Source organism: Paraglaciecola sp. QJM3NY_14 (assembly GCF_056173245.1).
Genome location: NZ_CM149664.1, coordinates 4,306,309 through 4,331,378, shown reverse-complemented (window position 1 = coordinate 4,331,378; position 25,070 = coordinate 4,306,309). Strand labels below are relative to the sequence as shown.

At 44.6% G+C, this 25,070-nt stretch carries 17 protein-coding genes; 8 read left to right on the top strand and 9 right to left on the bottom strand.

Annotation, left to right across the window (positions count from 1 at the left end):
• Positions 1-120: 120 nt before the first annotated feature.
• Positions 121-1,128, bottom strand: a complete 1,008-nt coding sequence (locus tag AC0VYA_RS18455) for a LacI family DNA-binding transcriptional regulator (protein ID WP_475489246.1) — start codon at positions 1,126-1,128, stop codon at positions 121-123.
• A 153-nt stretch (positions 1,129-1,281) separates the two neighbouring features.
• Between AC0VYA_RS18455 and AC0VYA_RS18450 the strand changes: the two genes are divergently transcribed.
• The 4 genes from AC0VYA_RS18450 (at position 1,282) to AC0VYA_RS18435 (ending at position 7,394) form a co-directional block, all read left to right on the top strand.
• The gene (locus AC0VYA_RS18450; RefSeq protein WP_475489245.1) at positions 1,282-3,072 is read left to right on the top strand and encodes a sodium:solute symporter family transporter; all 1,791 of its coding nucleotides are present in this window, start codon (positions 1,282-1,284) and stop codon (positions 3,070-3,072) included.
• 66 nt (positions 3,073-3,138) lie between these two features.
• Positions 3,139-5,202: a DUF4962 domain-containing protein gene (locus tag AC0VYA_RS18445; RefSeq protein WP_475489244.1), complete on the top strand. Its 2,064-nt coding sequence runs from the start codon at positions 3,139-3,141 to the stop codon at positions 5,200-5,202.
• 29 nt (positions 5,203-5,231) lie between these two features.
• Positions 5,232-5,996: a 2,5-didehydro-3-deoxy-L-galactonate 5-reductase gene (locus AC0VYA_RS18440; protein ID WP_475489243.1), complete on the top strand. Its 765-nt coding sequence runs from the start codon at positions 5,232-5,234 to the stop codon at positions 5,994-5,996.
• 63 nt (positions 5,997-6,059) lie between these two features.
• Positions 6,060-7,394 (top strand): MATE family efflux transporter, encoded by a 1,335-nt coding sequence (locus AC0VYA_RS18435; RefSeq protein WP_475489242.1) that lies wholly within the window; start codon positions 6,060-6,062, stop codon positions 7,392-7,394.
• A gap of 572 nt (positions 7,395-7,966) precedes the next feature.
• Here the strand turns inward: AC0VYA_RS18435 and AC0VYA_RS18430 are convergent.
• Positions 7,967-10,969 (bottom strand): TonB-dependent receptor, encoded by a 3,003-nt coding sequence (locus AC0VYA_RS18430; RefSeq protein WP_475489241.1) that lies wholly within the window; start codon positions 10,967-10,969, stop codon positions 7,967-7,969.
• Positions 10,970-11,635: 666 nt separating this feature from the next.
• Between AC0VYA_RS18430 and AC0VYA_RS18425 the strand changes: the two genes are divergently transcribed.
• The 4 genes from AC0VYA_RS18425 (at position 11,636) to AC0VYA_RS18410 (ending at position 16,942) form a co-directional block, all read left to right on the top strand.
• On the top strand, positions 11,636-13,093 hold the full coding sequence (locus AC0VYA_RS18425; protein WP_475489240.1) for a mannitol dehydrogenase family protein: 1,458 nt from the start codon (positions 11,636-11,638) through the stop codon (positions 13,091-13,093).
• Between the two features lie 42 nt (positions 13,094-13,135).
• Entirely contained in the window at positions 13,136-14,335 is a 1,200-nt protein-coding gene (gene uxuA / locus AC0VYA_RS18420) for a mannonate dehydratase (RefSeq protein ID WP_475489239.1), read from the top strand.
• A 135-nt stretch (positions 14,336-14,470) separates the two neighbouring features.
• Positions 14,471-15,712, top strand: coding sequence for an Nramp family divalent metal transporter (locus AC0VYA_RS18415; protein WP_475489238.1), 1,242 nt, complete (start codon positions 14,471-14,473; stop codon positions 15,710-15,712).
• Positions 15,713-15,865: 153 nt separating this feature from the next.
• Positions 15,866-16,942, top strand: a complete 1,077-nt coding sequence (locus tag AC0VYA_RS18410; protein WP_475489237.1) for a class I mannose-6-phosphate isomerase — start codon at positions 15,866-15,868, stop codon at positions 16,940-16,942.
• A 170-nt stretch (positions 16,943-17,112) separates the two neighbouring features.
• Here the strand turns inward: AC0VYA_RS18410 and AC0VYA_RS18405 are convergent, their stop codons facing one another.
• The 7 genes from AC0VYA_RS18405 to AC0VYA_RS18375 all read right to left on the bottom strand — a co-directional run bounded on the left by AC0VYA_RS18405 (position 17,113) and on the right by AC0VYA_RS18375 (position 24,952).
• Entirely contained in the window at positions 17,113-18,186 is a 1,074-nt protein-coding gene (locus AC0VYA_RS18405; RefSeq protein ID WP_475489236.1) for a polysaccharide lyase family 7 protein, read from the bottom strand.
• A 71-nt stretch (positions 18,187-18,257) separates the two neighbouring features.
• On the bottom strand, positions 18,258-18,746 hold the full coding sequence (locus tag AC0VYA_RS18400; protein WP_475489235.1) for a gluconokinase: 489 nt from the start codon (positions 18,744-18,746) through the stop codon (positions 18,258-18,260).
• 22 nt (positions 18,747-18,768) lie between these two features.
• The gene (locus AC0VYA_RS18395; RefSeq protein WP_475489234.1) at positions 18,769-20,007 is read right to left on the bottom strand and encodes an Nramp family divalent metal transporter; all 1,239 of its coding nucleotides are present in this window, start codon (positions 20,005-20,007) and stop codon (positions 18,769-18,771) included.
• A 100-nt stretch (positions 20,008-20,107) separates the two neighbouring features.
• A complete protein-coding gene (locus AC0VYA_RS18390; protein ID WP_475489233.1) occupies positions 20,108-20,542 on the bottom strand; it encodes an RbsD/FucU domain-containing protein in 435 nt (144 codons plus the stop codon).
• 33 nt (positions 20,543-20,575) lie between these two features.
• The gene (locus AC0VYA_RS18385) at positions 20,576-21,337 is read right to left on the bottom strand and encodes a 3-oxoacyl-ACP reductase FabG (RefSeq protein ID WP_473476093.1); all 762 of its coding nucleotides are present in this window, start codon (positions 21,335-21,337) and stop codon (positions 20,576-20,578) included.
• Positions 21,338-21,470: 133 nt separating this feature from the next.
• The gene (locus AC0VYA_RS18380; RefSeq protein WP_475489232.1) at positions 21,471-23,741 is read right to left on the bottom strand and encodes a polysaccharide lyase 6 family protein; all 2,271 of its coding nucleotides are present in this window, start codon (positions 23,739-23,741) and stop codon (positions 21,471-21,473) included.
• An 83-nt stretch (positions 23,742-23,824) separates the two neighbouring features.
• A complete protein-coding gene (locus tag AC0VYA_RS18375) occupies positions 23,825-24,952 on the bottom strand; it encodes a polysaccharide lyase family 7 protein (RefSeq protein ID WP_475489231.1) in 1,128 nt (375 codons plus the stop codon).
• Between the last annotated feature and the right edge of the window lie 118 nt (positions 24,953-25,070).

The following is a 25,070-nucleotide window of genomic DNA, read 5'->3' as shown; positions in this document are numbered from 1 at the left end:
TCCAGACTGCTCCACCCGCCTTCATAAATATGAATTGGTTAGAACGAATAATTGGAGAATGTTGATCTTAGATGTGCAAATTTAAGTGTGTATGAACGTGCTTTAATTGCAAAGTAACCCCTAGATTCTTTTACAAGATAGGCGCTCAATCAACGAGCAGGGGAGCATGACTTTCTGGGCATTCAACACGTCGCTATTAATATTATTAAGTAGTAACTTTGTGGCTTCTCTGCCAATTTCATAGGGATTTTGCGTGATAACCGTAATAGGTACCTTGAAGAATTCCGCCATCGGTATGTCATCAAACCCGAGTAGTGAAACATCATCAGGTATCGATATATTTGCCTCGTTTAATATGGCTAACAGCTCTGTCGTAATGGGCAAGTGCTGAGTAAAAAAAGCCGTGGGTGGGTTAACTGTATTTAATACGGTTTTCGGAGAATTTTTAAATCCCGAGTCACGGTGCCAATATTGTACTAGCCGCTCATCAATGGGGAGTCGATAATGACTTAGCGCATCTATATAGCCTAAGTAGCGATCCCTTCTGGATTTTACGTTGCTAAAATCTTGGGTAACAAAGCAAATACGCTGATGACCTAATTTAATCAAATACTCAGTGGCTTCAAACGCCGCTTTTCGATAATCAGAAATGATAATACTTTTTTCGCTTCCATCGTGCTCAAGTTGAAAATTCACAATAGGAAGGCCGTTGGCAATGTATTTGTTGATTAAATCAGTATTTTCACCGGAAGATGCGATAACGATGCCGTCAACGCGCAGTTGGTATAACGCTTCTAAGGATCTTGCTTCAACTTCGGGATCAACATCTGTGTTGTATATCAATACGTTGTAATCACTTGTTTTACAGTAGTCGTCAATCCCTCTTATTGTACGACTGGTATAAAAACCGGTTATGTCTCTAACGACCACACCGATGGTTTTTGTTTTATCCAGCTTAAGGCTTCTTGCAATAGGGTTGGGCACATAATTTAGCTCCTCCACCGCTAACTTAATACGCTCCTTGGTTTTTTCCGACATGTAGTCAAAGCGCCCATTTAAATACTGAGACACTGTGCTTTTTGATACTCCAGCTAGATTGGCGACATCGATTAACTTTATTTTTGCCATGTATATTTCTATAAAAACGCGAATTGAGACGATATTGACATTCTGCAAGAGTATGATAATTTTATCAACTAAATCGATTTACTAAATCGATTTATATTTATCTACAGTGGCTCATGTTTGTATGACATTTGCTACTTCATATGAGGTAGAGAAGTGGATATTTCTAATATTGAATACTTAGTAATCGTAGGATATTTATTGCTAATTATTGTCGTTGGTTTTGTTTTTAAACGATTCTCTTCTAACACGGATGACTATTTTAAAGGGGGCAGTAAAGGCACTTGGTGGCTTGTTGGCAGCAGTGCGTTTATGAGTGCATTCAGTGCATGGACTTTTACCGGAGCCGCTGGTATCGCATACGAGTCAGGTTTTTCCGCTATGTTTATTTTTATCGGTAATGCCCTTGGTTTTTTCGTTAATTTTCTTTTCATGGGCCCTTGGTTACGTCAGATGAGAGTGACTACGTTCCCTGAAGCGATTGCTGGTCGCTTTGGTGAAACCACTCGTGATTTTTATGCTTACTATGAAGTCCCTGTGCGTATTTTATATTCAGCCATGGCGCTTTATGGCTTAGGCATTTTCTGTTCTGCAGTGTTTGGCTACGACATTAATTACGTGATCGTCGTGTGCGGTGTTGTTGTTCTACTTTATTCTGCAACAGGCGGGCGCTGGGCTGTAATGGCAACTGATTTCCTGCAGGGATTAATTCTCGTACCTTTAACCTTGATCGTCGCGTGGCTTTGCTTAGATGCACTCGGTGGGGTCGATAATTTATTTCAAGAGATCGAAGCCCAAGGCCTGACTGAGCAATACAGTATGGTTAACTCAACCACGCTGTTTGGAGGTGCCTACACTTGGGGCTGGGCAAGCGCCATGATGGCAAAGCAATTCATCGTTTTCAATTCAATGAATGCGGCACCTCGTTACTTCTCTGTAAAAGATGGGCGAGAGGCCCGCAAAGCCGCACTTCTGTGTACGGTACTCATGTTGCTCGGAAGTTTTATTTGGTTCTTACCGCCTATTACTGCTCGTCTGTTATTTCCTGAGTTGGTGATGGCGTTTGACATCAGCAAGCCGGCTGAGGCGAGTTACGCTGTTGCGAGTATCAGTTTATTGCCTGTGGGCTTGGTTGGTTTGATTGTGGTGGCTATTCTTTCGGCAACGATGAGCTCAATGGACACCGGCCTAAATACCAATGTTGCCATTCTGATAAAAGACATTTACCCCAAAATGTCGCGCTTGTTGCGATTCAAGCCGAAAGCGGAATTAGAGTTACTGCACTATGGACGCATCTTGACCTGGTTTATGGGCGTGTTAATTGTTTTGCTCGCGCTGTATTTTGCTCAGCAAGACGGCTCTGGAATATTCGATATTATGCTTCAGGTCGGTACGCTGCTCTCAATGCCCATTACCATTCCGCTATTACTCGGCATGTTCATTCGCCAAACCCCGTGGTGGGCTGCACTACTTTCTATCACGTGTGCTTTAGCATTTTCGAGCTTCGCTTATTTTGAGGTGCCACTGAGTTATATCGGTTTTACTGAGCAATACAGTGACAGCTTTGAATGGAGTTTTCAGCAGCAGTTTTTTGGTGTGCTGGGAACGGGAACATTTGGTTTTCTTATCTCAACGTTATTCGCACCAGCCAAAACATCCACCCATCGCAAAATGGTCGACAGGTTCATCACAAACATGAAAACGCCTATTAATTTCGCAAAGGAAGTGGGCGAGGGGAACGACTTAAGTCAATTGATTTTGATTGGCCGATTTGGTTTAGCTGTGACAGGTTTCATCGCATTGATGCTGCTCATTCCTAATCCTCTGCAAGGCCGGGTGACCATATTAGTACTGGCACTGACGATAGGGGCAATTAGTGTCTTGATGCTTCAGGCAGGCAAAGCTTCTGAGCCCTCATCGATTCCACCGACCCAAGATAAAGAATGAATAGCTTTAAGCTCTAAGGTGAGTGGGCACTAATTTACATTTCACATTTTAAAACAGGGATTTACCATGCCTTATTTATTGATAAACGACCAGCTCGATGTGTTAAAAATGGAGCTAAAGACAACTCGAAAAGAGCACCTAACTCGCTTGCTAGAGCAATGCCGACTTTATGAAGATGAGGTGCTATCAAAAGAGCATCCTCATACCAGTATTACCTATATGGGAATGGCGGCGGCTAACTTAAGTCTTGCGTACTTATTAACCGAGCAGGATCATTACTTACAAGAAGCCAAACGATGGATTTTTACCGCAGTCGATTATGACGTATGGGGTTTCGGTTTTTTAGTGGATGTGGACCTCAGTGCGTCGTGGATGCTATACGGTTTGGGATTATCTTATGATTGGCTGAAAGAGCACTTATCGGAAGAGGAGCGCACTAAGTTTCTGGATAAACTGATCCTGCAAGGCAATAAAATATTCGATTATGGGCAAGACAATTTAGGCCATTGCTGGTCGACGAATTACTGGCAAAATCATAACTGGATTAACTATTCTGGCTTGTTGACGACAGCCTATGCCATTCGCAGCGACTATCAAGGTGCTGAAAAATGGATTTTAGAAATAAAAGACAATTTTGAGAAAGTATTTGAGTACCTACCGGAAGATGGCTCAAATTACGAAGGAACTGGATATTGGCGCTATGCCATCAACTTTTTTCTTTCTGCGGCGGATTATATTCGCCAAGACGGTGGGCCAAATTACTTTGAAGCTGGCTTCTTAAAAAACTCGTTCGACTATCGCATTTATCAGTCTGCACCTAATTGGGAGGAGAATATTAATTTTGCGGATGTGCACGACCGAAGAAGTTCTCACTCCATTTCTGCTTATTATAAAATTGCATCTGAATACGGTAATGAGCAGGCGCAATGGTTGGGGGAGATGGTGCGTACTAAATTCTTATTTAGAGAAGCCTACCAAAGCAAAATATTCCCTGGAATTTTACCAGAAGCCTTCTTAGAACTGATTTGGTACAACCCTGAAATAGAGCCTAAGTCCCCTGAACGTCTGCCATTGTCTAAGTACTTTCCTGACCTTGGTCTTGTCGTCATGCGCTCAAGCTGGGACACCGATGCCACTCATTTGTCCTTTAAATCAAGTCCTGCTGGTGGCCACAAACAGTGGAAACTCAGTTGGGAGCTGGATAACAAGAATGGTTGGAAAACCCGCAGTTTGACCCACTACCATGTTGATTTTAATCACTTCATATTGATTCATAACGGTGCTTCATTGGCCATTGATGAAGGCTACAACCGAACCTCTAAAGCTGAAGTACATAACTTAATTACTGTTGATGGCACGGGTTGTGTAGGCGAGAAAATTTGGCAAGAGGGTGACTTAAGTGATCCTGAACTATTCGACTTGAACTGCAAAGGCATACATAACGTTTGGCGAGATGTCCCTGAAGATGCTGTTGCACAGGTTGAAGCGTTTTCTAACGACAATGGTTATACCTACGTTGTTGGTGAATCAAGTCGTATGTATTACCCAGAAATGGCACTCACACGCAATGCTAGGCATATTATCAATAGTGAATGTGGCTACTTTATCTTCTTGGACGAATTAGAAAGTCAGCTCCCCCACACCTATACGTGGCGAATGCACTCTGAGCGGTACGCCAAGGAAGTCAGCGAGAATCAATTCGAAATTGTTAACGGTAGCGGCGCGTTGAATGTGTTTACTGTTTTCCCTGAAGCTCGCGTCACCAAAGTCGACGAAACTCTGGTGGAAGAGATCATGACGCCGCAACGTCCCGATGATATTCGTCGCATTAGTTTAAAAACGTTACTAATTGAAAACCCTGAAAAAAGTAGAAACGCCTACTTCTTAAATGTGTTGCAACCGAAGGATGCATTGCAAGGGGAAAATGCACAGAACATTTCCATTCGCTCATTGGAGGGGGAAAACTGTATCGGTGTTGAAATTACGTCTGATAAGCACATTGAGACTTTTCTTTTTTCCGACATTAACAAGATTGCCTATGACGATGTTCGAGCTAAGGCTAAGTGGCTCTCAATTCTAAAAGATAAAGATGGTAATACAGTTAAAACAACACGTTACGAAGCTAAGTAACTGACGATGGTGAGAAGGAATAAATTTAGATGCTAGATAAATTTAGTTTGAGCGGAAAAGTTGCACTCGTGACGGGTTGCAAACGTGGTATCGGCAAAGGCATTGCTCTAGGGCTGGCTGAAGCTGGCGCTGATATTGTAGGGGTTTCAGCTAGTTTAGAATCTAGCGGTTCCGAAATAGAAAAGGACGTGAATGCGTTAGGGCGTAATTTTAAGGGATATCAATGTGACTTCTCTGACCGAAAAGCCTTGTATGCTTTTATTGAAACAGTGAAAGCAGACTTTCCTAGCATTGATATTTTAGTTAACAACGCCGGCACTATATTGCGAGCCCCAGCGGTTGAACATGCTGATGAACTTTGGGACAAAGTCATTGATGTAAACTTGAATGCCCAGTTTATTTTGAGTCGTGAAATTGGTAAAGATATGGTGTCTCGTCACACAGGAAAAATAATTTTCACAGCATCACTATTAACGTTTCAAGGTGGGATTACCGTTCCCGGATATGCAGCCAGTAAAGGCGCAATAGGGCAGTTGGTGATGGCCTTGTCAAATGAATGGGCAGGGCAAGGGGTGAATGTGAATGCTATCGCGCCGGGTTACATCGATACGGATAATACCGAAGGCTTGCGCAACGATCCTGAGCGTGCAGCGTCTATCTTGGCGCGTATCCCTCAAGGCCGTTGGGGAAACCCTGATGACTTTAAAGGGCCTGCTGTATTCTTAGCATCAGAAGCTGCCAACTACGTCAATGGTGCTGTGTTATTAGTTGATGGCGGATGGATGGGCAGATAAGCGTAAATGAATAAATCAAGGCATAGGTTCACACTGCGTTAGCACTGTCACTTAAAGGGTTTAATGTTGCTAAAATCCGTTACTTATATGCACAGAAACTGGGCGTTGGCGTGGCCGCTCGCGTTTAATGCGTTGCTCGTACAATCGATGTTACTTATCGACACCTATTTAGTGGCGCCGCTGGGGGAATTACCCGTTGCTGCCATGGGTATCGCCGCGACCATAGTTGCTTTTGTATTAGGGATCGAAATCGCTATCGGCAATGGTATTCAATTGCTAGTCGGTAGGGCATTTGGTTCAAACAGCCGAGAAGACCTTGCTGTGGCATATTGGTCAGGCTTATTTATAAATGGTCTCACTTCATTGGTCTTTCTTTTTATTTTACATCTCTTCGGCACTGAAATAGTGGCCAGCATCACCGAAAACGCTGAACTTGCCAGGTTAACTGAAAGCTATTTATCGATCACTCAATATATTGTCTTGCTCACTGCGTATACTCAGGTTTGCACTGCTTTTTGCAATGGTAGCGGGAAAACCCAAGTCCCGCTGAAAGGCTTTATGATCGAATTACCAGTCAATGCATTGTTTAGTTACGTGTTGATAAACGGTTTTGGCGACTATTCAGGTTTAGGTTTAGAAGGTGCTGCTTGGGGCAGTTTAATTGCAGTACTTTTACGAACGATATTTTTGTATGTTGCACTGAAAACAGATGACAACATTGTTCTAACTTACCCTAAAGAGCGATACTTTTGGGCGGAGTTACGACCTCAGTATTTACAGATATACCCTATTGCGGCTAACTTTTTTATCCTTTCTGTAGGCGCCACCGTTTATCAATTGTTATTTGCTCAACTGGATTTGTTCTCATTCGTCGCTATCACCTTAATTTTTCCATGGCTGCGTGCTGGTACACAGTTTCCTAATGCATGGGCACAGGCATCGGCAATCAGTATTAGCCAAGCGTTAGGTCAGAAAGACACTGGCGAGCTTAAATTATTTATAACGAATTGCACAAAAGTGGGAATGGCAGTGTCTTTCGTTATCGCAGGCCTTTTACTGCTGCTCAGTCAGTTTGTGTTGTTAGTGTATCCGAGCATCGAGCCCGAAACGCAAGTTGCTTTAATGGTCATCGCCCCGCTTTACATTGCACTGCCGATTATTCGTGCATATAACACCGTGGCGGGAAATATATTACGAGCGCTCGGTAACAGTAATCTGGTGCTTAAAATCCACTTTGTGACTCAATGGCTTGTTGCATTGCCAATTTGCGCACTGCTAATTTTGTATTTTGAAGTATCTATTTTCTGGGCATTCGCCATGATACCCATCGAAGAAGTGTTAAAAACACTGCCGTTTTATCGCTTCAAACAACGCTATATTAATCGACTGCACGCCTAGCACATGGGCGTACGTAATAACGTCTTATTGCTAGACAATTCCACGAAGCTAGGCACAAAGAGAGTGTTATCGAGAGGCTTGGCTTATTCAGTATTCAGGTTATTTAATATAAACAACAAGTTTATATTCTCTTGGTGCATTGAGCGTCATCACCGCTGAGTAGTTATACCATTCTACGTTAATAAGTGATCACTCAGCGAAAGCTTAAAAGGGCGTAAACAAGGCGCACGCCTGACAGCTCTTTATTTAAAGACAACTAGCTCTCTTTCGAAGTCATGCAACGCAGTTTAGGCCTTATTAAAACTTGCCTGCAAGGAATTCCTCAGCGTCTTTTGCTCTGCGTTCTCACTATTTGAAAGGGAACAATCATTACGACATAGCGACGTCTTAATCAAAACCGCTGGACGCATTCTGAAGCGGGCACCTATTAATGCGGATTGGTATTGATCATTTCCCAGGGGGGTATTAAGAGTGAAGTGCTTTTAGTGGTGCAAAAATAACCCCAGCACTTGGCTGGGGTTATTGGTTTCTATTTCACTACACTAATATGCATGAACTGTCGTTCTCGCATACTAGAAGCGGTAAGTCGCACCTGCTGTAATACGGCGGTCAGTTAGACCTTGGTAACACAACAAAGCACCTTCGTTGATACACGATTGCTCAACTTCCGATTCAGTGATGTTGACTGCTTCAAGACCAATGTTTAACTGATCATTGACATCGTAATTGATGCTAGCATTAAGCTGCCCTCTGTCTTCTTGTACCACTGGGAAGCCCCAAGGAAGACTTGAAGTACTACCGAAGTCAGTTGAGCGATAAGCTTCACGCCATGTGTAACGCATACGCGCTGAAATACCATACTTCTCGTAGTAAAGAGTGAAGTTATATGCGTTTTCAGACAGGTCAAGCAAACCCTGTACAGCAGTTACGTCTATATCCTCGATACCTGTTGATAATGCAAAAACAGTATTTGCACGACTCGTTGCACCGTTTACTGCGTCGCCACCAGAGAATTCTTGCTTAGTATAGTTAGCAATCACACCAAAACCTGAAGCCCAACCTAATTCATCTTCAAAGCCAGCTAAGTCGTATTGCACCGCAAATTCAATGCCTTTTTGGGTAGTTTCACCAGAGTCATTGATTTTAGTTGTAGTCGGTACACAAACACCTACACCTACTTCTGGTCCAAATACGTTCACATCAGCAATAGGGTTGAAAATTCCGCCGCCTTCACATGGATCGGTTAAGTCACGATAGCCTGTAACTGAATCTTCGAATGGGTTTGATTGCTGCTGTACGAACAAATCAGAACGCTTCTTATGGAAGATACCCACACTAAATACACTGGCTTCAGCAAAATACCATTCTGCAGATAAATCGAATGATGTAACTTCTTCAGGGTTTAAGCCTGGGTTACCAATCGATACAGCTGGATTCGGGCTGGTAGAGAAGGTTACAGATGTTGAAAGGTCATCAAAATCAGGGCGACGAATATCTTTACCCCAACCTGCACGCACCACAACATCGTCATGTACATCGGCCACTAAGTTGATACGTGGTAGTACGAAGTTATAGTCGCCTTCGGTGGTAACTTGTGTGACTAATTGGTTTCCATCGCCATCTTCAGTGATTGAGTTACCAGTAGAGGTAACATCCGTTTGAAGGTAACGCACACCGAAGTTACCGCGGAACATACCATGCTCAAAGTTTGCTTGGGCATACAAGGCATGAGTTTTTTCTTCGATATCAAAGAAGCCGGCAGAACTTGATGTGGGGGCATCAATTGATATAGAACCACCATGTTGGTCGATTGCATTCTGTAATATAGCTAGAGCGCCATCTGGGTCAGAGGCAACGCGTTCTGCATCAATAAGTAAGAAGTCACGTACATACAACTCACGACCATCAGCGTCATTAAAATTATCTGGACCTGCAACGAGCAACTCAGAGAAAAGGTCTCCTGATGGGCTGTCGCCGATATCGCGTAAACCAACGTTTGAACTGACCTCGTCTAACATGCTAGTAGTTTTACTGTAACGGTAACCGAAGTCTACCGAAGTAATCATGCTGTCTATGTAGTAAGTAAAATCAGTACGGAACGCATCTTCTCCGTTTTCAGAACGGTTGCGACCAATATTTACGTCACGTAGTACCACGTTTGCCGGGTCAAGCAATTGCTCAGCTGTCGGTGCTGTTACATCGCCAGTAGGGATGCCGAATGCCAATGCACCGCCTGTTAGGTCATAAATAAAAGGCGTACCATTTTCATTCGAATCGTAAAGATCATCGTTACCATTGGCTTCGTTTGCGGCGTTATTAGCTGCTAGTGCCGCTGCATCTAATGGCGAATTAGGGTTAATAAAGTTTAGAGTAGTATTAAAGCTAGGGGTCGTGGTGTCAGAGCTGGTTGAAGCTACCTCAACGCTCACTTTCATGTTTTCACCCGTCCACTCGCCGCCTAAGCGGTATATTTCACTTTTCGTGATCCGCGAGTTGGTATCACCTGAGAAGCGTAAGTTACCATCTGAGCCGTCAGCATCAAGAGGAATAACACCTTGTGTAGCCGCTTGAATGCTACCTAGGTCTACCCCGTCAAGTGAACCGAAATCAACGGTTTCAAAGGCAGTGGGTACGGCAGTATTTCTAAGGCCGCTGATGCCTGAAGCTTGAATTCTTGAGCTTTCTTGCCGGCGTTCTTGGTCGTTAATGACCACATCAAAGAAAAACTTAGTGTTGTCGTTAGGCGCGAATTCTAACGTACCGGCAAAGTTCTTAGTTTCATACTCATAGTTATCATAATCTTGAACAAAGAATTGAATAGGTAAGTAATCAAATGATTGTGCGCTATCAACGCCGCTTGCAGCGGCGACTGAGTTATCGCGGTCAGTACGAGGACGGAAGGCAGTCACATCTTGCTCGGCATAACTAACACTGAACACTGCACCAAATCGACCTGCGTCTAGCTCCCAATTGTCACCAAAGGTGCCTGATAATCTTGGCGTAAATGTGCTGTCAGTGGTTAAACTACTATTTTCGCCTTGCACCCTTACCGATGCTAAGGTTTCGTTCAACTGAAGAGGACGAATAGTGCGCAGGTTAACAGTACCACCAACAGAGCCTTCAATAGTCTTCGCAGAAGGAGCTTTGGTGACCTCAACAGCTGAAATAATGGCTGCCGATACATCTTCAAAATTGATACCGCTACGGCCTGAGCCAGAACCTACAGTGGATACACCATTGATTTCCGTACGGTTCGCATTAGTACCTCGAATTTGCACGCCAGTACCAACCCCAGCGGTTCTTGTAATTTGGACACCGGTAACGTTTTCTAATACCTCGGCCAAGTTTTGGTCAGGCAGTTTACCAATATCTTCAGACTGAATAATTTCTACCAAGTTGCTTGCGTCGCGCTTTTCTGCAAGAGCGTTAGTAAGTGAGCTGCGAATGCCTGATACCTGAATAACTTCAGTTTCCTCGGCGTCAGTCTGAGCTTCTTGAGCAAGTGCGGATGAAGCGAAATTTAACGAAGTAGCTGATAACACCGCTAAGGTAATTTTAGATAGTTTGTGTCCCATTTGTGTCTCCTAGTGCAGCGAATAAAGGATTGAGTGGACCCTTTCACACCACATTGTTAATTTTTAGTTTTTGCACCTTGCAACATCAAGATTACATAAGGCCTGCAAAACGCTAACAAGGTTGTTACAAAAGTATTCCATAAAAACAAATTGGTCAACCCTTAATCAGGGTGCTAAGACTAAAGTAGGTTTATTTTGGTAAGGCCAATATGATCGGCTATATATTACCTGTCATCATGGCTAGCTAAGGGTAGGGTTCTAATGCTATTTAAATCAGTGGTTTACAATATTTTTTGTAGTGAGTGTCAGTTCTTGATTTGCTCAGAGCCTAGTATAAAACTAGGCTATTTAATTTTTGGTTATATCCTATGCACTAGACTTTAGTTTTGAAATGGTCATAATGGTTTTGTTAACATTTAAGTTTTCGCTCGTCTTATTGGTAATAATGTAAAGTTCCAGTAAATTATAGTCGCAGGGTGGTGTTGGGGCGACTTTTTTACCGCTTTTTTAACTATCGATTCGTTAAGCCATGTAAATAGGACGAATGTTACGAAAGTGATACAGAACTCTAACTGAAATGAGTCTATGAAAGAGCGGGCACTCAAACGTTCTAGTTAAGTGCTTTTTACGCCAAGACTATATTATGTAATCTGAGAATGAGAATTGATGAACATAGAACGACTAAGCATTTCTTCCATGCTAAATGTGGCCGACACCGTTCAGAAGCCTAACTATGCCCTAGGTGCTGTTTTGCCTAGTATTGTCCATTTTGGTGCAGGTAATTTTCATCGAGCTCATCAAGCCGCATATTGCGACGCACTGCTCAATCAAGGTGAAACGCGTTGGGGAATAACAGGTGTATCTCTTCGCTCAGCAAAAATGCGTGACAACCTTGCCCCCCAGAACTGTTTGTATACGCTGGCGATTTTAGGTGAAAAAGAGACTCGTTTTCGTGTCGTTGGCGCGATTCAAAATATGTTGGTGGGGCCTGAAAATCCGCAAGCGGTAATTGATTTACTGGCGAGTGAACCAACCCACTTAGTTACGACGACTATCACCGAAAAAGGCTATTACCTTAAAAACGGTGTTATTGATCTTGAAAGTACCGATATAGCCAACGATTTAGCATCGCTTACAGCACCCAAAACTACCTATGGTTATCTGGCCGCAGGCCTAATTAAAAGGGCCTCCAAGGGGGATAGCCCAATAACGCTACTGTGTTGCGACAACATGAATGCTGGTGGTGAGCGCCTACGGGATGGGGTGCATATGTTACTGGCGAAGCACAGCCCAGAAACGGTGAGTTGGGTAAATGAAAATGTCGCTTTTAGCGCGTCGATGGTAGATAGAGTCACCCCAGCGACCGACGAGCTATTAAAAACTGAAGTCGCCCAAGAGCTAGGCGTTCAAGATGCCGCGCCCGTCGCCGCAGAACCCTTCACCCAGTGGATTATCGAAGATAATTTTGCAGGCGACCGCCCGCCATTTGATAAGGTGGGTGCGCTTTTTGTTGACGATATAGCGCCTTTTGAACGGGTTAAATTACGCTTTCTCAATGCGGGGCATTCCATGCTTGCAGCGCTTGGGTATTTAGTTGGGGACCGCTTTATTCATGAAGCGCTAAAACGTCCAACACTTGCCCAATTTACCGAGCAAGCACTCAAACTAAATGTAATGCCTGTGACCAGCGTGCCTGATGGCCTTCAAGCTGAGCACTATATAGCCCAGGTATTTGCTCGTTTTCGAAATGGCAACCTTCCTTACGCAGCCTTGCAAGTGGGAACAGATAGCTCACAAAAAATCCAACAACGCTGGTTCCCCAGTATCGATGATGCACTCAAGCAAAGTGTTGATACCCGCTATTTAGCTTTCGCTGTTGCTGCATGGGTATGTTTTATTCATAAGGCGTTGGTAAGAGGCGACCTTAACGACCCGTTAATCGATGAGTTCACAAATTCTTCATCAACCGGTGCTGCGTCTGATGTGCTGGCATTTCTTACCTTGGCGGGGGCAAACAAGTTTAGCTTTTTCAGTGACACGGGCTTTATGGCGTCAGTACACGGATACCATGATTATATCAATGGCATGGGAGTCGAAGAAGCAATCGTGCATTGTTTTGCATAACAAACTTGAAAACCAATTTACATTACTGAACTGAGAATAATTATGCGTGAATCCTGGAGATGGTTTGGGCCGAGTGACCCCGTCACCATAAACGAAATAAGACAAACTGGCGCCACAGATGTGGTGAGTGCGCTGCATACTATTCCTACCGGTGAGGTATGGAGCATTGAGGCTATACGCCAACATCAAGCGTTGATTGAAGAGTGCGAGCAAGGTCTAGCGCCGTTAACGTGGAGTGTGGTTGAAAGTATTCCTGTTCACGAAGACATCAAATTGGCGCGACCAGGCCATGAAAAATACATAGAAAACTGGATCCTCTCTATGGAGAATCTGGCAAAGTGTGGCATTAAAACGATCTGCTACAACTTTATGCCTGTCATTGATTGGACGCGCACAGACCTTAATTTTAAGCTGCCAACAGGTGCTTATGCTTTGCGTTTTGATCAGAAAAAGTTTGCCGCTTTTGATTTGTTTATTTTACAGCGCGAAAACGCAGAAGCTGAATACAGTGCAGAAGAACTCAAAGAAGCCAAGCACGTTTTTGATGAAATGTCAGAGCAAGAAAAAAACAAACTGACCAATAACATCATTGCGGGTTTACCTGGGCGAATGACAGACAGTTATGGAATAGACGATTTTCGCGCCATGCTTGCCAATTACAAAGACGTTAGCAGTGATGTGCTGCGCAGTCACTTGTTTGCATTTCTATCTAAAGTACTGCCTCGGGCTGAAGCCATGGGCGTCAAGCTTGCCATCCATCCAGACGATCCCCCTCGAGACATGCTAGGCCTGCCACGGATCATCTGTACCGCTGATGATTTAGAGCTGCTGTTTGCGGCGCTGCCTAGTGAATCAAATGGCATTACCTTGTGCGTGGGCACTTACAGCAGTAGGCCTGATAACGATTTACCTGCAATGGCTAAACAGTTTGGCCCGCGTATCCATTTTTCACATTTGCGTGGGGTGAGTCGTGACCCAGATGAACAGCGTTCGTTTTATGAAGCCAGTCACCTTGATAGCGACATCGACATGGTGCAGGTCGTTAAAGAGTTGCTGAATGAAGAAACGCGTCGTTCAAAAGAAAGTGCTGACAGCTTAGGCATTTTCATTCGCCCAGATCACGGCCATCAAATGATGGGAGATATTGGCAAAACCGTTAACCCTGGATATTCAGGCATAGGCCGCATGAAAGGCTTAGCTGAAGTGCGCGGCGTTATTCGTGCTTTATCAGTGCTGCAATAGCGGTTTTGTATAATTGGCGGGCTGTAAATTAACTGGCGTCCCGTCAAAAAAGACGAATCATGTCGGTCGTGGTAAAGATTAAATTCGTCTCTTTTTATCGTCCCCTAACAATAATACGAAATGGTACGAACTAATATGAGCAACATGAAGACGTTTTTTAAATCGCTACTGCCCGGCATATTTTTGTTTGGGTTCACTGTGGGCACGGGCAGCGTTACTGCCATGGCAAAAGCAGGTGCTGATTATGGCATGTCACTTTTATGGACCATCTTTATCTCCTGCGCCATTACCTACTTTCTTATTCAACTGTTTGGCAAGTTTACCCTCGTCACCGGTTTAACCGCGTTGCAGTCCTTCAAAAGACATATACATCCAGCGGTCAGTATTTTCTTTATTGTGGCCCTTACCACTCAAATTTGCGGAAGCGTAATAGGCGTAATGGGTATTCTTGCTGACGTGTGTTACGAATGGTCAAAGAACTTCGTTGAAGGGGGGATTTCTCAGCTGTACTTTGCACTGTTTTTTATCGCCTTTGTGTATGTGATTTTTCTAATTGGTAAAACGGAAGTATTCGAAAAGGTACTGGCTCTGTTCGTAGGCATCATGGCGTTATGCTTTTTAATTAACTTCGCTATCCTAATGCCCCCCGCAATCGAAATACTCCAAGGGATGGTACCAAACGTACCGGATACTGCGCCCGGCAAAAGCTCATTTCTGGTTATAGCATCTATGGTGGGTACTACGGTTTTCTCAGGGCTGTTCATTCTGCGTACCATACTGGTAAAAGAGGCGGGTTGGACTTTCGCAGATCTGAAAACTCAAAATCGCGATGCGCTGTTCTCAGCTTTTTTAATGTTTATTGTAAGCACATCAATAATGGCAGCGGCAGCAGGCTCTTTGTATGTACAAGGGATTACCTTGGTTCATGTTACCCAAATGATAAATCTGCTAGAGCCTTTGGCGGGCTCTGCAGCGGTGGCCATATTCACTATCGGGCTGATTGCCGCTGGCGTATCGTCGCAGTTTCCTAATGTGGCTTTACTGCCTTGGTTGTTAGATGATTTTCATGAGCGTAAGCCGGACTTAAAAAGACCAAGCTATCGCATTATGGCGCTTGTGATCTCTTGCTTGGGATTAATTGTGCCGATTTTTAATGCTAAGCCCATTGCGGTAATGGTCAGCTCTCAAGCATTTGGCGCCTTAGTGTTACCGGCGACAGTGGGCTGTATTTTTTACATCGGCAATAAGAAAGCGTTAATGGGCAAACATCAGTTTTCCACTATAACCAATGTTTTCTTATCGCTGATCTTTGTCTTTGCGTTGGTCATGAGTTACATGAGCTACAACGGTATTCTTTCTACCCTGCAAGCGATGTAAATTCACAACGCTCTGGACGCCTCTTGACTGTGTTAATTGAGTAACAGCACTCACTTAAAGGCTTTTATTCTGTAGTTATCAGAGCTGTATTTTTCGAATTTTCGGCTGATGAGGTCAACTCTCATTTCCGATATTAGTCATGGAAATAATCTTATGAGTCAGATTTTTAAATTCAATGCCAATCGTGTGTGGCGTACCTATCAAGGCGGTAAGCTGCTAGATACTATCGAAGGAAAAGAGACCCCCGACGATTCTAGCTTTCCAGAAGACTGGATTGGCTCCACGGTTGAAGCGCGAAACGTCGGCCGCGAGCACATTTCTGAAGGGCTAGCCATGGTCACTGGTGACGACGGGCAGACGGTGCCTTTTCGAGATTTACTGATCCAAAACAAGGACTATTTTTTGGGTAAAACGGGTGACACTGAGCGTACGCTCGAGGATATTCCGCTGGTTAAGTACCTCGATAGCGCCACGCGATTGCATTTTCAGGCGCACCCCACACGGCAATTTGCCCAAGAGCGTTTGGGTTTACCAAGAGGTAAAACAGAGGCTTACGTTATTCTACAAACCCGCGAAGATGTCAGTGAGCCTTATATTTACGCGGGCTTTCAGCGGCCCCCTAGTCGCGCTCAGTTAAAAGAGTGGATAGAAAACCAAGATATTAAATCGATTGAAAGCTGTTTCGATCCCATTCCCGTCAAGCCGGGGGATGTGTTTTTGCTTCCCGGAGGCCGCCCCCATGCGCTGGGCGAGGGCATTCTGATGTTGGAGATAATGGAGCCTTCTGACCTGGCGGTCAGATTTGAGTTTGAGCGCTGCGGATATGTTATCCCCGAGCAAGCGAGGTTCATGGATCGGGGAATTGAGACCGCATTAGATGTGTTTAATTTTAGCCCAGTACCAGCTGAGCAAGTTGATGCTGAATTTCGTTGTCACCCCAAGGTGCTTAGCTCTGATGAGCAAGGTAATACGTTAGAAGAGCTGATCGGTGCTAAGGATACCTCTTGTTTTACCGTTAGGCGTGCCACCGTGAAAAGTACGTTCAAGCGCAATGAAGAGGCTTTTTTCTATGGCGTGGTAACACAAGGCGCGGGTACGTTGCGTATCGGTGATGACGTAACAAAGTTAAAACAGTGGGAGCGCTTTTTCTGCCCTGCGGGAGTGACGGAGTTTGAGTACGAATCGACATCAGGTTTGTCGATTTTAGAGTGCTATCCCGGTAACACATAGCCTGCTAACGCTTAGATTCGTCGCATTTCACTAGAAAATAGCTAGCAAGCGCTGCTTGTTTAGCTCGCTTATAGTTATAGTGTTATCACAACGCAAAAAGCCGTCAAACTAGCGTACTTAATAACGGCTGATTTGATGGCTTTTTTGCTGTTTGATTTCTCTGTGCTCTTTTATTTTTGCGGTTCTTTAGCAGGTCCAACTATTAAACGGGAGAATGTCACTTGAGCATAGTCGCCATTTTTCTTATCTGTTTGCCAATCACCTGTGCCTAAACATGCTGGGTACCACATCCCTGGGTCGTCTTTAATACTGCACTGATCGTATGCTCCGGCCTTGAAGAAATTCGCATCACCAGAGTAACCGTTCGGATGGTCAAGCTTATCTACTTGCCCATTGGCATCGATGTTATTGGCTAGGTTTATCTCAAATTCCTTTGTACCAAGGCGCTCACTAGTGAACGTTAAATACATGGTATTGTGATATACGTTCACTTCATAACTAAAGGATTCATCAAGGGCGATACCTTGCTTACCTGGGTCTGTTGGTTCATCCCACGGGGTGCCCCATACCGAATAGCTTATATCTTGGCGGTCTGGGTTTTCTTTGGCGAGATTACGCTCGTAATTCCAAAAAACCGAACCGTACTTATGTTCTGGCCATTTCTTATAGTAGATTTTCAACGGCTCGTTGCCATAACCATAGCCTTCCCCTTCAGCGACTCTTTCTTTGTCCTTGGTGGCATGAATCTGGCCCACAACAACGGAGAACGCAGGTGGCTTATTCGGGTACTTAGCGCGTTTCGCCACATGGTTGACTGCAAGGCTAGCTTGTAAGTTACCGCCTATTTGACCGTACAGCTGTGCGTCTTTGTTATTTTGCAAAGCAAAGTTATCCGCGAATTTATCACTCTTGGCATCCATGTCAGCAACGACTTGATGTAACTCACTGCGAGTGTTGCTGGAGTTGGGTGTAGTAAAAGCTTTGTTCGGCACGGCGAAAACCATATTGCCGTCACCATTAAGGTAAAAGAAGTCAGGATGCTGGAAGGTTTGTATTTTCGCTGCGCTTATCCCGTCGACTTTCCCGTCATGGTTGTTATCCGTGGGGATGGTAATTTTCCAATGGGTTAGATCAAATTTGTCAGCGGGCACTACTGGCGTTTTTGCACTTTCGTTATTGGTCGTATTACACCCCGCCAGTGTTAGCAGGCTCAAGGCTATCACGCCTATCGTTTTAGTCTTCATAATGGGTACTCCTTTAATTTCTGATTCAACTTAGCGTTTACAGCCTATTTGCTGCGTCCTCAAAACAGGACTTAAGAGTCAGCTAAGCGTGCCACGATTGATTGCACTATATTTTCTGGTGGGGCTTGTATGTCCACTACAGACACATCATTGGGTAGCTCTAATGTAGTGAGCTGCGATTCGAGTAATTTAGGCTCGAAAAAATGCCCTTTACGCGCGCCTAAGCGCTCAGTAAGTAGGGCTTTTGAGCCATGTAGGATAATCCACTCGATAGGGCCGGCGCATTTTGCCGCCAGTGTTTCTCGGTATGCCGCTTTTAATGCAGAGCAAGCAAGTACGGCCCCATTTTTATGCTCCCAATTAGCTAACTGAGTGGCAAGGTCCTCAAGCCATGGTTGCCGATCCTCGTCATTTAACGGCCTGCCACTTTGCATTTTTTGTACATTAGCCTCAGGGTGAAAGTCATCGGCGTCATAAAAGGGGAGTGCTAGGGCGTCAGCTAGCATCTTTCCTATGGTTGACTTCCCTGTTCCTGAAACGCCGCAAACAATTACAATCATGATGTACCCTTATTATTCTTCATTACTCTAATAAGCCAAGAATACCGTTAAATGAAATCAAAATTGAAAACATAAACGCTAAGCCTAATACGATGTTGAGTAAGTATCCCGCGGCATGCTCACCCATCATCTTCTTCTTATTGATCATTAAAATGATCCCTAGAATAACCAATGGCAGAACAAATACATTAAAGACTTGGGTTAATAACTGTCCTTTAACAGGGTTAAAACCGAATACCGGGATCGTGAGGGCAAATAACGCAGCGAGACCTGTGATAACACGAAACTGCGTAGATTGTGTGTCTAATTTACCCGAGCGGTAATCTTCAATTAACAGCGGGGCAATCAACATACAAGGGAACACTGACGACAAACCCGCTGCGAGCGTACCGAAAAAGAATACCGTCAAGGCAAATTTACCTGCTATGGGTTCAAGGGCATTCACCATATCCAGCACGTCGGTCACTGGTTTTCCTTCATGAAACAAGGCCCCTGCGGCGACGGCCATAACTGAGCCGCTAATAATAAACACCAGTACTGCGGCAACAATCGCATCTTTCTTTTGTTGTGCTCTGTCAGCAATACCCCAGCCCTTGCCTTGAATAAATAAAGGTCTAGACAAAAACGTCGCCGAGGCCATGGTGGTTCCTACAAATGCAGCCACCATCATTTTTCCGCCGACGACATCAGGTATAACGGGGATAAGTCCGCGTACGACTTCTGCGGGCATGGGGTGCACAACAAACAGCGACAATATGAAAGATAGCCCCATGCAAGACACAAAAATCACCAGTATCTTTTCAAATAATGAGTACTTACCTATGAGCAATATTGCATACATAATGCTGATAACGAGCACAGCAATTGTTACTACTACAGCATACTTGTGCGGAACCACAGCGGGGAAGTACAAGGCGATCATTTCAAATAAAATATTGGAGGAAATCCCTAATATACCGGTCAGGGAATTCCACTGACCAAAGGACACGCCTATGATGATGAGGATCGCAATCACCTTACCGAATTTAAGGTGTTTCTTAAAACTATAAAGCGCGGTTTCTCCTGTAACTAAGGCAAAATTACCGTAGGCGTAAATAAGCACCCCTGAAAATAAGCAGCTTAACAATAAAACCCATAACAGCTGCATGCCAAAGGTACTGCCTGCGACAATCATTGCCGTCACACTGCCAGTGCCAATGGTGTAGCCAATGGCTAAAAACGCTGGACCAAAACTCAGAATAGCTCTAATGAATGCTGACACTATTATTCCTCAAAAATGAACGTAAATATTATTATTTTTAGGCTTTCATAACCTGCTTTAGGTGCTTCTATTGTGCTTTGTTATTCTTTAGCGTAAACGATTAAAAACGACTCTCTTCTGCCATTTTTACGACACCAACCGTCAATATCAGGTTGGCAAATCGGCGTTGTTCACCGGTTTGAATAATCAAGGTGGTGGCTGGGTCACGGATTTTGTCGTAGAACGCCCAGCGCTCCATGGCTTCCCAAGTCACATCACCTAATAGAGCTTGGTATGCTGTGTGAATTTCGGCATTTGCCTCAGGAGGCTTTTCCATCACGATAGCCCCTTGAATCGGGCATACTTCAAGAATGCCCTCCAGTACGCTTAATGCATCTAACATTCCTGGGCGAAAGTTTAAGTGCACTAAGGTTGAGTTTGGTCCGGTCATGGCACCCACAGGCAAATTACCATCAGCGATAACAACTTGCGCGAAGTGACCCGAGCGCCCAAGCGCCTCTAAAATAGTAGGATGTATTACTGCTGTTTTAAGCATGTGTTTACTCGTTTAAAAATGCCTATGAGGCGCTTACATGTTGTAAACGCCACCGTTAATATCCAGCGTCGCCCCTGTGATGAAGCCATCATATTCTGAGGCTAAATAGACCACAGCTCGCGCTACGTCATCGGCGTTGCCTGCTCGTTGGATAGGAATGCCGGCGATGGTTTGATCTGCCGATTCTTTAGTGGTGTGGGTATTGTGAAATGAGGTACCTAAAATCAGCCCAGGTGCGACCGCATTAACGCGCGTTCCTTGTGGTCCTAATTCCGCGCTTAGTGCGCGGGTCAGAGTTAAAATAGCCCCTTTGCTGGTGGAATAAACTAAAGAGCCGGCGTGGCCACCTTTACGACCTGCAAGAGACGCTAAATTGACGATACTGCTATTTTCATTTTTTGCTAAGTAAGGCGCAGCAGCGCGGGTCACAAACATCATGGAGGTTAGGTTTATATCCATAACTTTGTGCCAAAACTCGGCATCCATATCGTTGAGCGAGCGCCTTGCCACCAAAGAGCCCGCATTATTAATCAGTATATTGATGCCCCCGAGGGCCTCTACTGTTTTTTCGATAAGGCTATTGGCTTCGGCTTCATCGGTTAGATCTCCCTTGATCGCAACGGCTTTTACCCCTTTACTCGTTGCATATTCAAGTAATTCATTAGCCGTATCACTGCTAGAAAAATAATGAATAGCCACGTTTGCACCGTTATCAATCAGGTGCTTGCTGATCGCTTCGCCGATACCTTGTGCACCTGCAGTAATAAGTACGTTTTTTCCAACAAGTTTTGTCATGTCTAGTCTTCCTGAATCTATAATTTTTTGCTGCTATTGACCTTGCTTCTGCTCGCGGCGTGGGCAGGGGCATTAGGCGAAAATGCATTCAACCTGATGCTGACTCCTGCCATTCTCTACTTAACCGGACACGCTAGTCGTAAGTCACATTTGAGCTTTCATATTCGTCATTATTTGCACGGATTTTATCGGTGTTCTTCATCTCAACATTGTCAATCACTGTGATGGGGCCGCCATTGGTTAAGAACAGCTCTAATGGTGCGCTGTTATCCCATTTTGTGTCAGAGATATTGAGTTTTTGCACACCGTGAAAATACATAGACGCGCCTGATCTGTGTGTAGAGCCTTTGCCTACATTGTTCAGAGTGTTGTTGGTGACGGTTACCATCGGGCCAAAGGTACTTTCATCGGTACCACCGCGATATACGGTGACCACTTCTTCTTTTACATTGGTGAAGGTGTTGCCCGAAATCACAAGGTTTTCAACGCTGTACACACCTAAATCGTCGACTTCACGGTTTAATTGCAGGATGGCACCTGTAATGTTGCTAAATTCTGAATCGATGATTTCAATAGAGTCAGCAAAGGTGCCTGCGTTGGCTTTAAAGAAGTAAAAATAACCATTCACATCCAAGTCGGTCACTTTCACGTTACGCACTGACAAGTTGTAGTTAATATTCATCGAGTAGCCACTGGTGCCTATGATGGTGTTCCCTTTGTAATCAGGAGATTCAGCGCCATCAAACCACAGATTCTCAACTTCTAAGGCACCGCCATTTTCGATATTGATGAAGTTAGGCTTTTGTGAGCGAATAATCGGTTTTTTGCCTTCTTTAGCCATGATTGTCACTGGGTGGTGTACTTCGGCAAACTTGGTGAGCAGGTAATCAGCGCCGTTTTCGAGCACCAGCACGTCTCCACCTTGGCTCGTTGCCAGAGCGCTGGTCAGAGTATCTGTACCTGCTTTTACGTGGATGGTTTTACCGCTTTGAAATGCCACCAAAGCTTCATTTTTAGGATAAAAATCAGCGCCTACTTCTTCTTTTGTTACTGGCAGCTTCACTTCGCCAAAACCAATTTCTTCGAGTAATGCTTTATCGGGAGATTTTAAGCCATATTGGTTGGTCGTAACTGAATAAGGCGTGCTAGCAAAACCTGTTTTGATGGGGGTACTGGCTTCGTCGTTTAGGTAATTACCCTCGAAATTAATCCCTGACATATCGTCGTACAACGTAAAAGGTTCAAGATTGGACTTACCCAGTATGATGTTGCCTTTAAATTCAGAAGTACTAGGCGCAGCAGAGCGCTCGGCATCGGCACCTGCGCCGAGTTCAATGTGGTCGCTGTCGATAACAATGTTGTTGTTCATAGCCGAATCAATAACGGGATCGTAGCGGTTGGGTGGTGAGTTAGGTACGCCGTTCATGATCACTAACGCACCGCGCAAGCGTTTACCGGTTAACCCGTACATATAGTTGTTACTTACGGTTTGGCTTTCGTTAATAATGCGAATGCCGCCGGTATTGGGTTTACGGTTACCTAAAAAGTAATTGCCTTCCACCTTAGTGAAATGGCCGTGGCGCATGGTTAACGTGCCTTGGGTTTCAAAAAAGACATTTTTGATAAGTGAATTGCCGCTGGACTTATTGGAGATGATTTCGTGCTCGCCGTTTGTGCGGTCAAAGTAATTGTACTGGGCTGTGGTGTTCGAGTACTCGCGAGAAAAATGACTGGTGCCGATACGGAGGGTTTCACCGCCGTTGGCGCCGAGTATTTGTCTAGGGCCAAAGTAATTGTACTCAATGATGTGATGATTTTTGCGACTGGCTTCAGAGTTCATTCGTACGGCAACTGTTACGCCGCGGTTACGTTTGTTCACTAAGGAGTTGTGGTCAAGGCGATTATGCTTGCCGTACATGGCCACCCATAAATCAGACATTTGACGTAAATCGGTGCTGAAGTTGTCAATCACGGTATTGGTCACACGTGAGTGATTTGCGACGTCTTCGTTTGATGTGCGAAACGAGATGACTTCGCCTGTTGGTGTTGCACCGTCTTTAAACACTAAGCCAGAGATCACAATATACTCGCCAGAGAACGCCAAATTAGATTGCCCTGTGATAATGACTTTGCCCGGCGTTTGCGCTTTTAACGTAATGGGTTTGTCTGGCAAACCTTTACCTTTTAGCACGAGCTCTACATCATTCCATGAGCCATTTGCGAGGACGATTTCGTCCCCTGGCTTAACGGACGATACAGCGTCATTGAACTGTTTGATGTTTTCAACTAATGCAGCGTGACTCAATTGAGAAAACGTCAGCAGTGGCAACGCCAGCGCGAGTGCTGGTAGTCTCACAGATCGTATTAAAATGGATGATAAACGGCTTTTAGGCACTTTGGACATGTTGCTTATACTCCTGATTTTCTTTTGTACCCCTTGCAAACGAAAAGGCATGGCAAGTAATGAGTTCAGTTCTGTTTTTATGGTCACTTAAGTGCTCCAGTAGTGCCTTGAACAGGCGTTGCAGGGCTAACCTTTAATGAAGAAAATGTGACTTGGGTATAGTCACCGTTGGCTAGGTCTGTTTTCCAATCGCCAGTACCGGAACAACCTGGGTAGCGAAAGCTAGGGTCGTTTTGCTTGGTACTGCACTGGTTATACGCTCCCGCTTTGAAATACAGCGTTTCGTCTTGGTAAGCCAAAGGATAATCCGCTTCGTCGATATTGCCATTGGCGTCGATGTTATCCGCTAAGTTAATGTGTTGATGAACTGTGCCGTGTTCGGTACTGGTGAAAACCAAGTGCATGACATTTTCAACGATGTTTACTTCATAGCTGAACTCTTCACCCAGTGCGATGCCCTTGTCACCCGGGTCGCTAGGGTCATCCCAATTACTGCCCCAAACAGGGTAAGCAATATCAATGCGGTTAGGATCGTTGGTGGCTAAGTTTCTCTCATAGGTCCAAAATACCGACCCTGTTGAGTGGTTTGGCCATTTTTTATAAGAAATTTTTAGAGGTTCATTACCCCAACCAAATCCTGCTTTTTGCTGCTCATCATCCAATTGGAAGGCATGCACTTGGCCGATGACAACGGAATAAGCGGGCGGCTTATTTGGGTATTGCGCATTTGTGGCTACGTGGTCAACGTGTAAGGTTGCCTCTAACTTCCCGCCAATAGCGGCAAACTGCTGAGCATTTTTATGTGCCGCTAAAGCGAAGTTGTTGCCAGGAGCGCCCTCAGGAATGGATGTGTCTTCACCCCGAAGCATGTAGCGTAATTCGCTGCGCGTATTGGTTGATGTGCGCTCTGTGGCCGCTCGATTTGGTGTAGCGAACACCATATTATTTTGCTCATCAAGGTAGAAAAAATCTGGATGAGAGAATCTCTGCAACTCCGCCACATCATATATGTCAGACACTTGGTCGCCGTCCTCATCAAGCGGAACGGTGAGATACCAATGGCTTAAATCAAACGAACTGCCAGGGGCTTTTTGTGATTCTATCGAACTGGTTAGTTGAGCTTGAGTAGAAGAGGTTGTGTGCGTACCACCACAACCGATTAGCGACATACACGTCAGTGATGTAGCAAGTACAACGCTTTTATTGGTCATATATTATCCCGTATTTATCGACTCGCTTTAATGGCCTTTGGGTCAAGCCGCGCTTACATAAGACTGTATTTGAATCAACTGTACTCGAATAAAAAGAAGAGCCTATTGCATGAATAGG

Coding starts and splice junctions, on each gene's coding strand:
- AC0VYA_RS18455 (WP_475489246.1), bottom strand. CDS start 1,128: ATGGCAAAAATAAAGTTAATCGATGTCGCCAATCTAGCTGGAGTATCA.
- AC0VYA_RS18445 (WP_475489244.1), top strand. CDS start 3,139: ATGCCTTATTTATTGATAAACGACCAGCTCGATGTGTTAAAAATGGAG.
- AC0VYA_RS18440 (WP_475489243.1), top strand. CDS start 5,232: ATGCTAGATAAATTTAGTTTGAGCGGAAAAGTTGCACTCGTGACGGGT.
- AC0VYA_RS18435 (WP_475489242.1), top strand. CDS start 6,060: ATGTTGCTAAAATCCGTTACTTATATGCACAGAAACTGGGCGTTGGCG.
- AC0VYA_RS18430 (WP_475489241.1), bottom strand. CDS start 10,969: ATGGGACACAAACTATCTAAAATTACCTTAGCGGTGTTATCAGCTACT.
- AC0VYA_RS18425 (WP_475489240.1), top strand. CDS start 11,636: ATGAACATAGAACGACTAAGCATTTCTTCCATGCTAAATGTGGCCGAC.
- uxuA (WP_475489239.1), top strand. CDS start 13,136: ATGCGTGAATCCTGGAGATGGTTTGGGCCGAGTGACCCCGTCACCATA.
- AC0VYA_RS18415 (WP_475489238.1), top strand. CDS start 14,471: ATGAGCAACATGAAGACGTTTTTTAAATCGCTACTGCCCGGCATATTT.
- AC0VYA_RS18410 (WP_475489237.1), top strand. CDS start 15,866: ATGAGTCAGATTTTTAAATTCAATGCCAATCGTGTGTGGCGTACCTAT.
- AC0VYA_RS18405 (WP_475489236.1), bottom strand. CDS start 18,186: ATGAAGACTAAAACGATAGGCGTGATAGCCTTGAGCCTGCTAACACTG.
- AC0VYA_RS18400 (WP_475489235.1), bottom strand. CDS start 18,746: ATGATTGTAATTGTTTGCGGCGTTTCAGGAACAGGGAAGTCAACCATA.
- AC0VYA_RS18390 (WP_475489233.1), bottom strand. CDS start 20,542: ATGCTTAAAACAGCAGTAATACATCCTACTATTTTAGAGGCGCTTGGG.
- AC0VYA_RS18385 (WP_473476093.1), bottom strand. CDS start 21,337: ATGACAAAACTTGTTGGAAAAAACGTACTTATTACTGCAGGTGCACAA.
- AC0VYA_RS18380 (WP_475489232.1), bottom strand. CDS start 23,741: ATGTCCAAAGTGCCTAAAAGCCGTTTATCATCCATTTTAATACGATCT.
- AC0VYA_RS18375 (WP_475489231.1), bottom strand. CDS start 24,952: ATGACCAATAAAAGCGTTGTACTTGCTACATCACTGACGTGTATGTCG.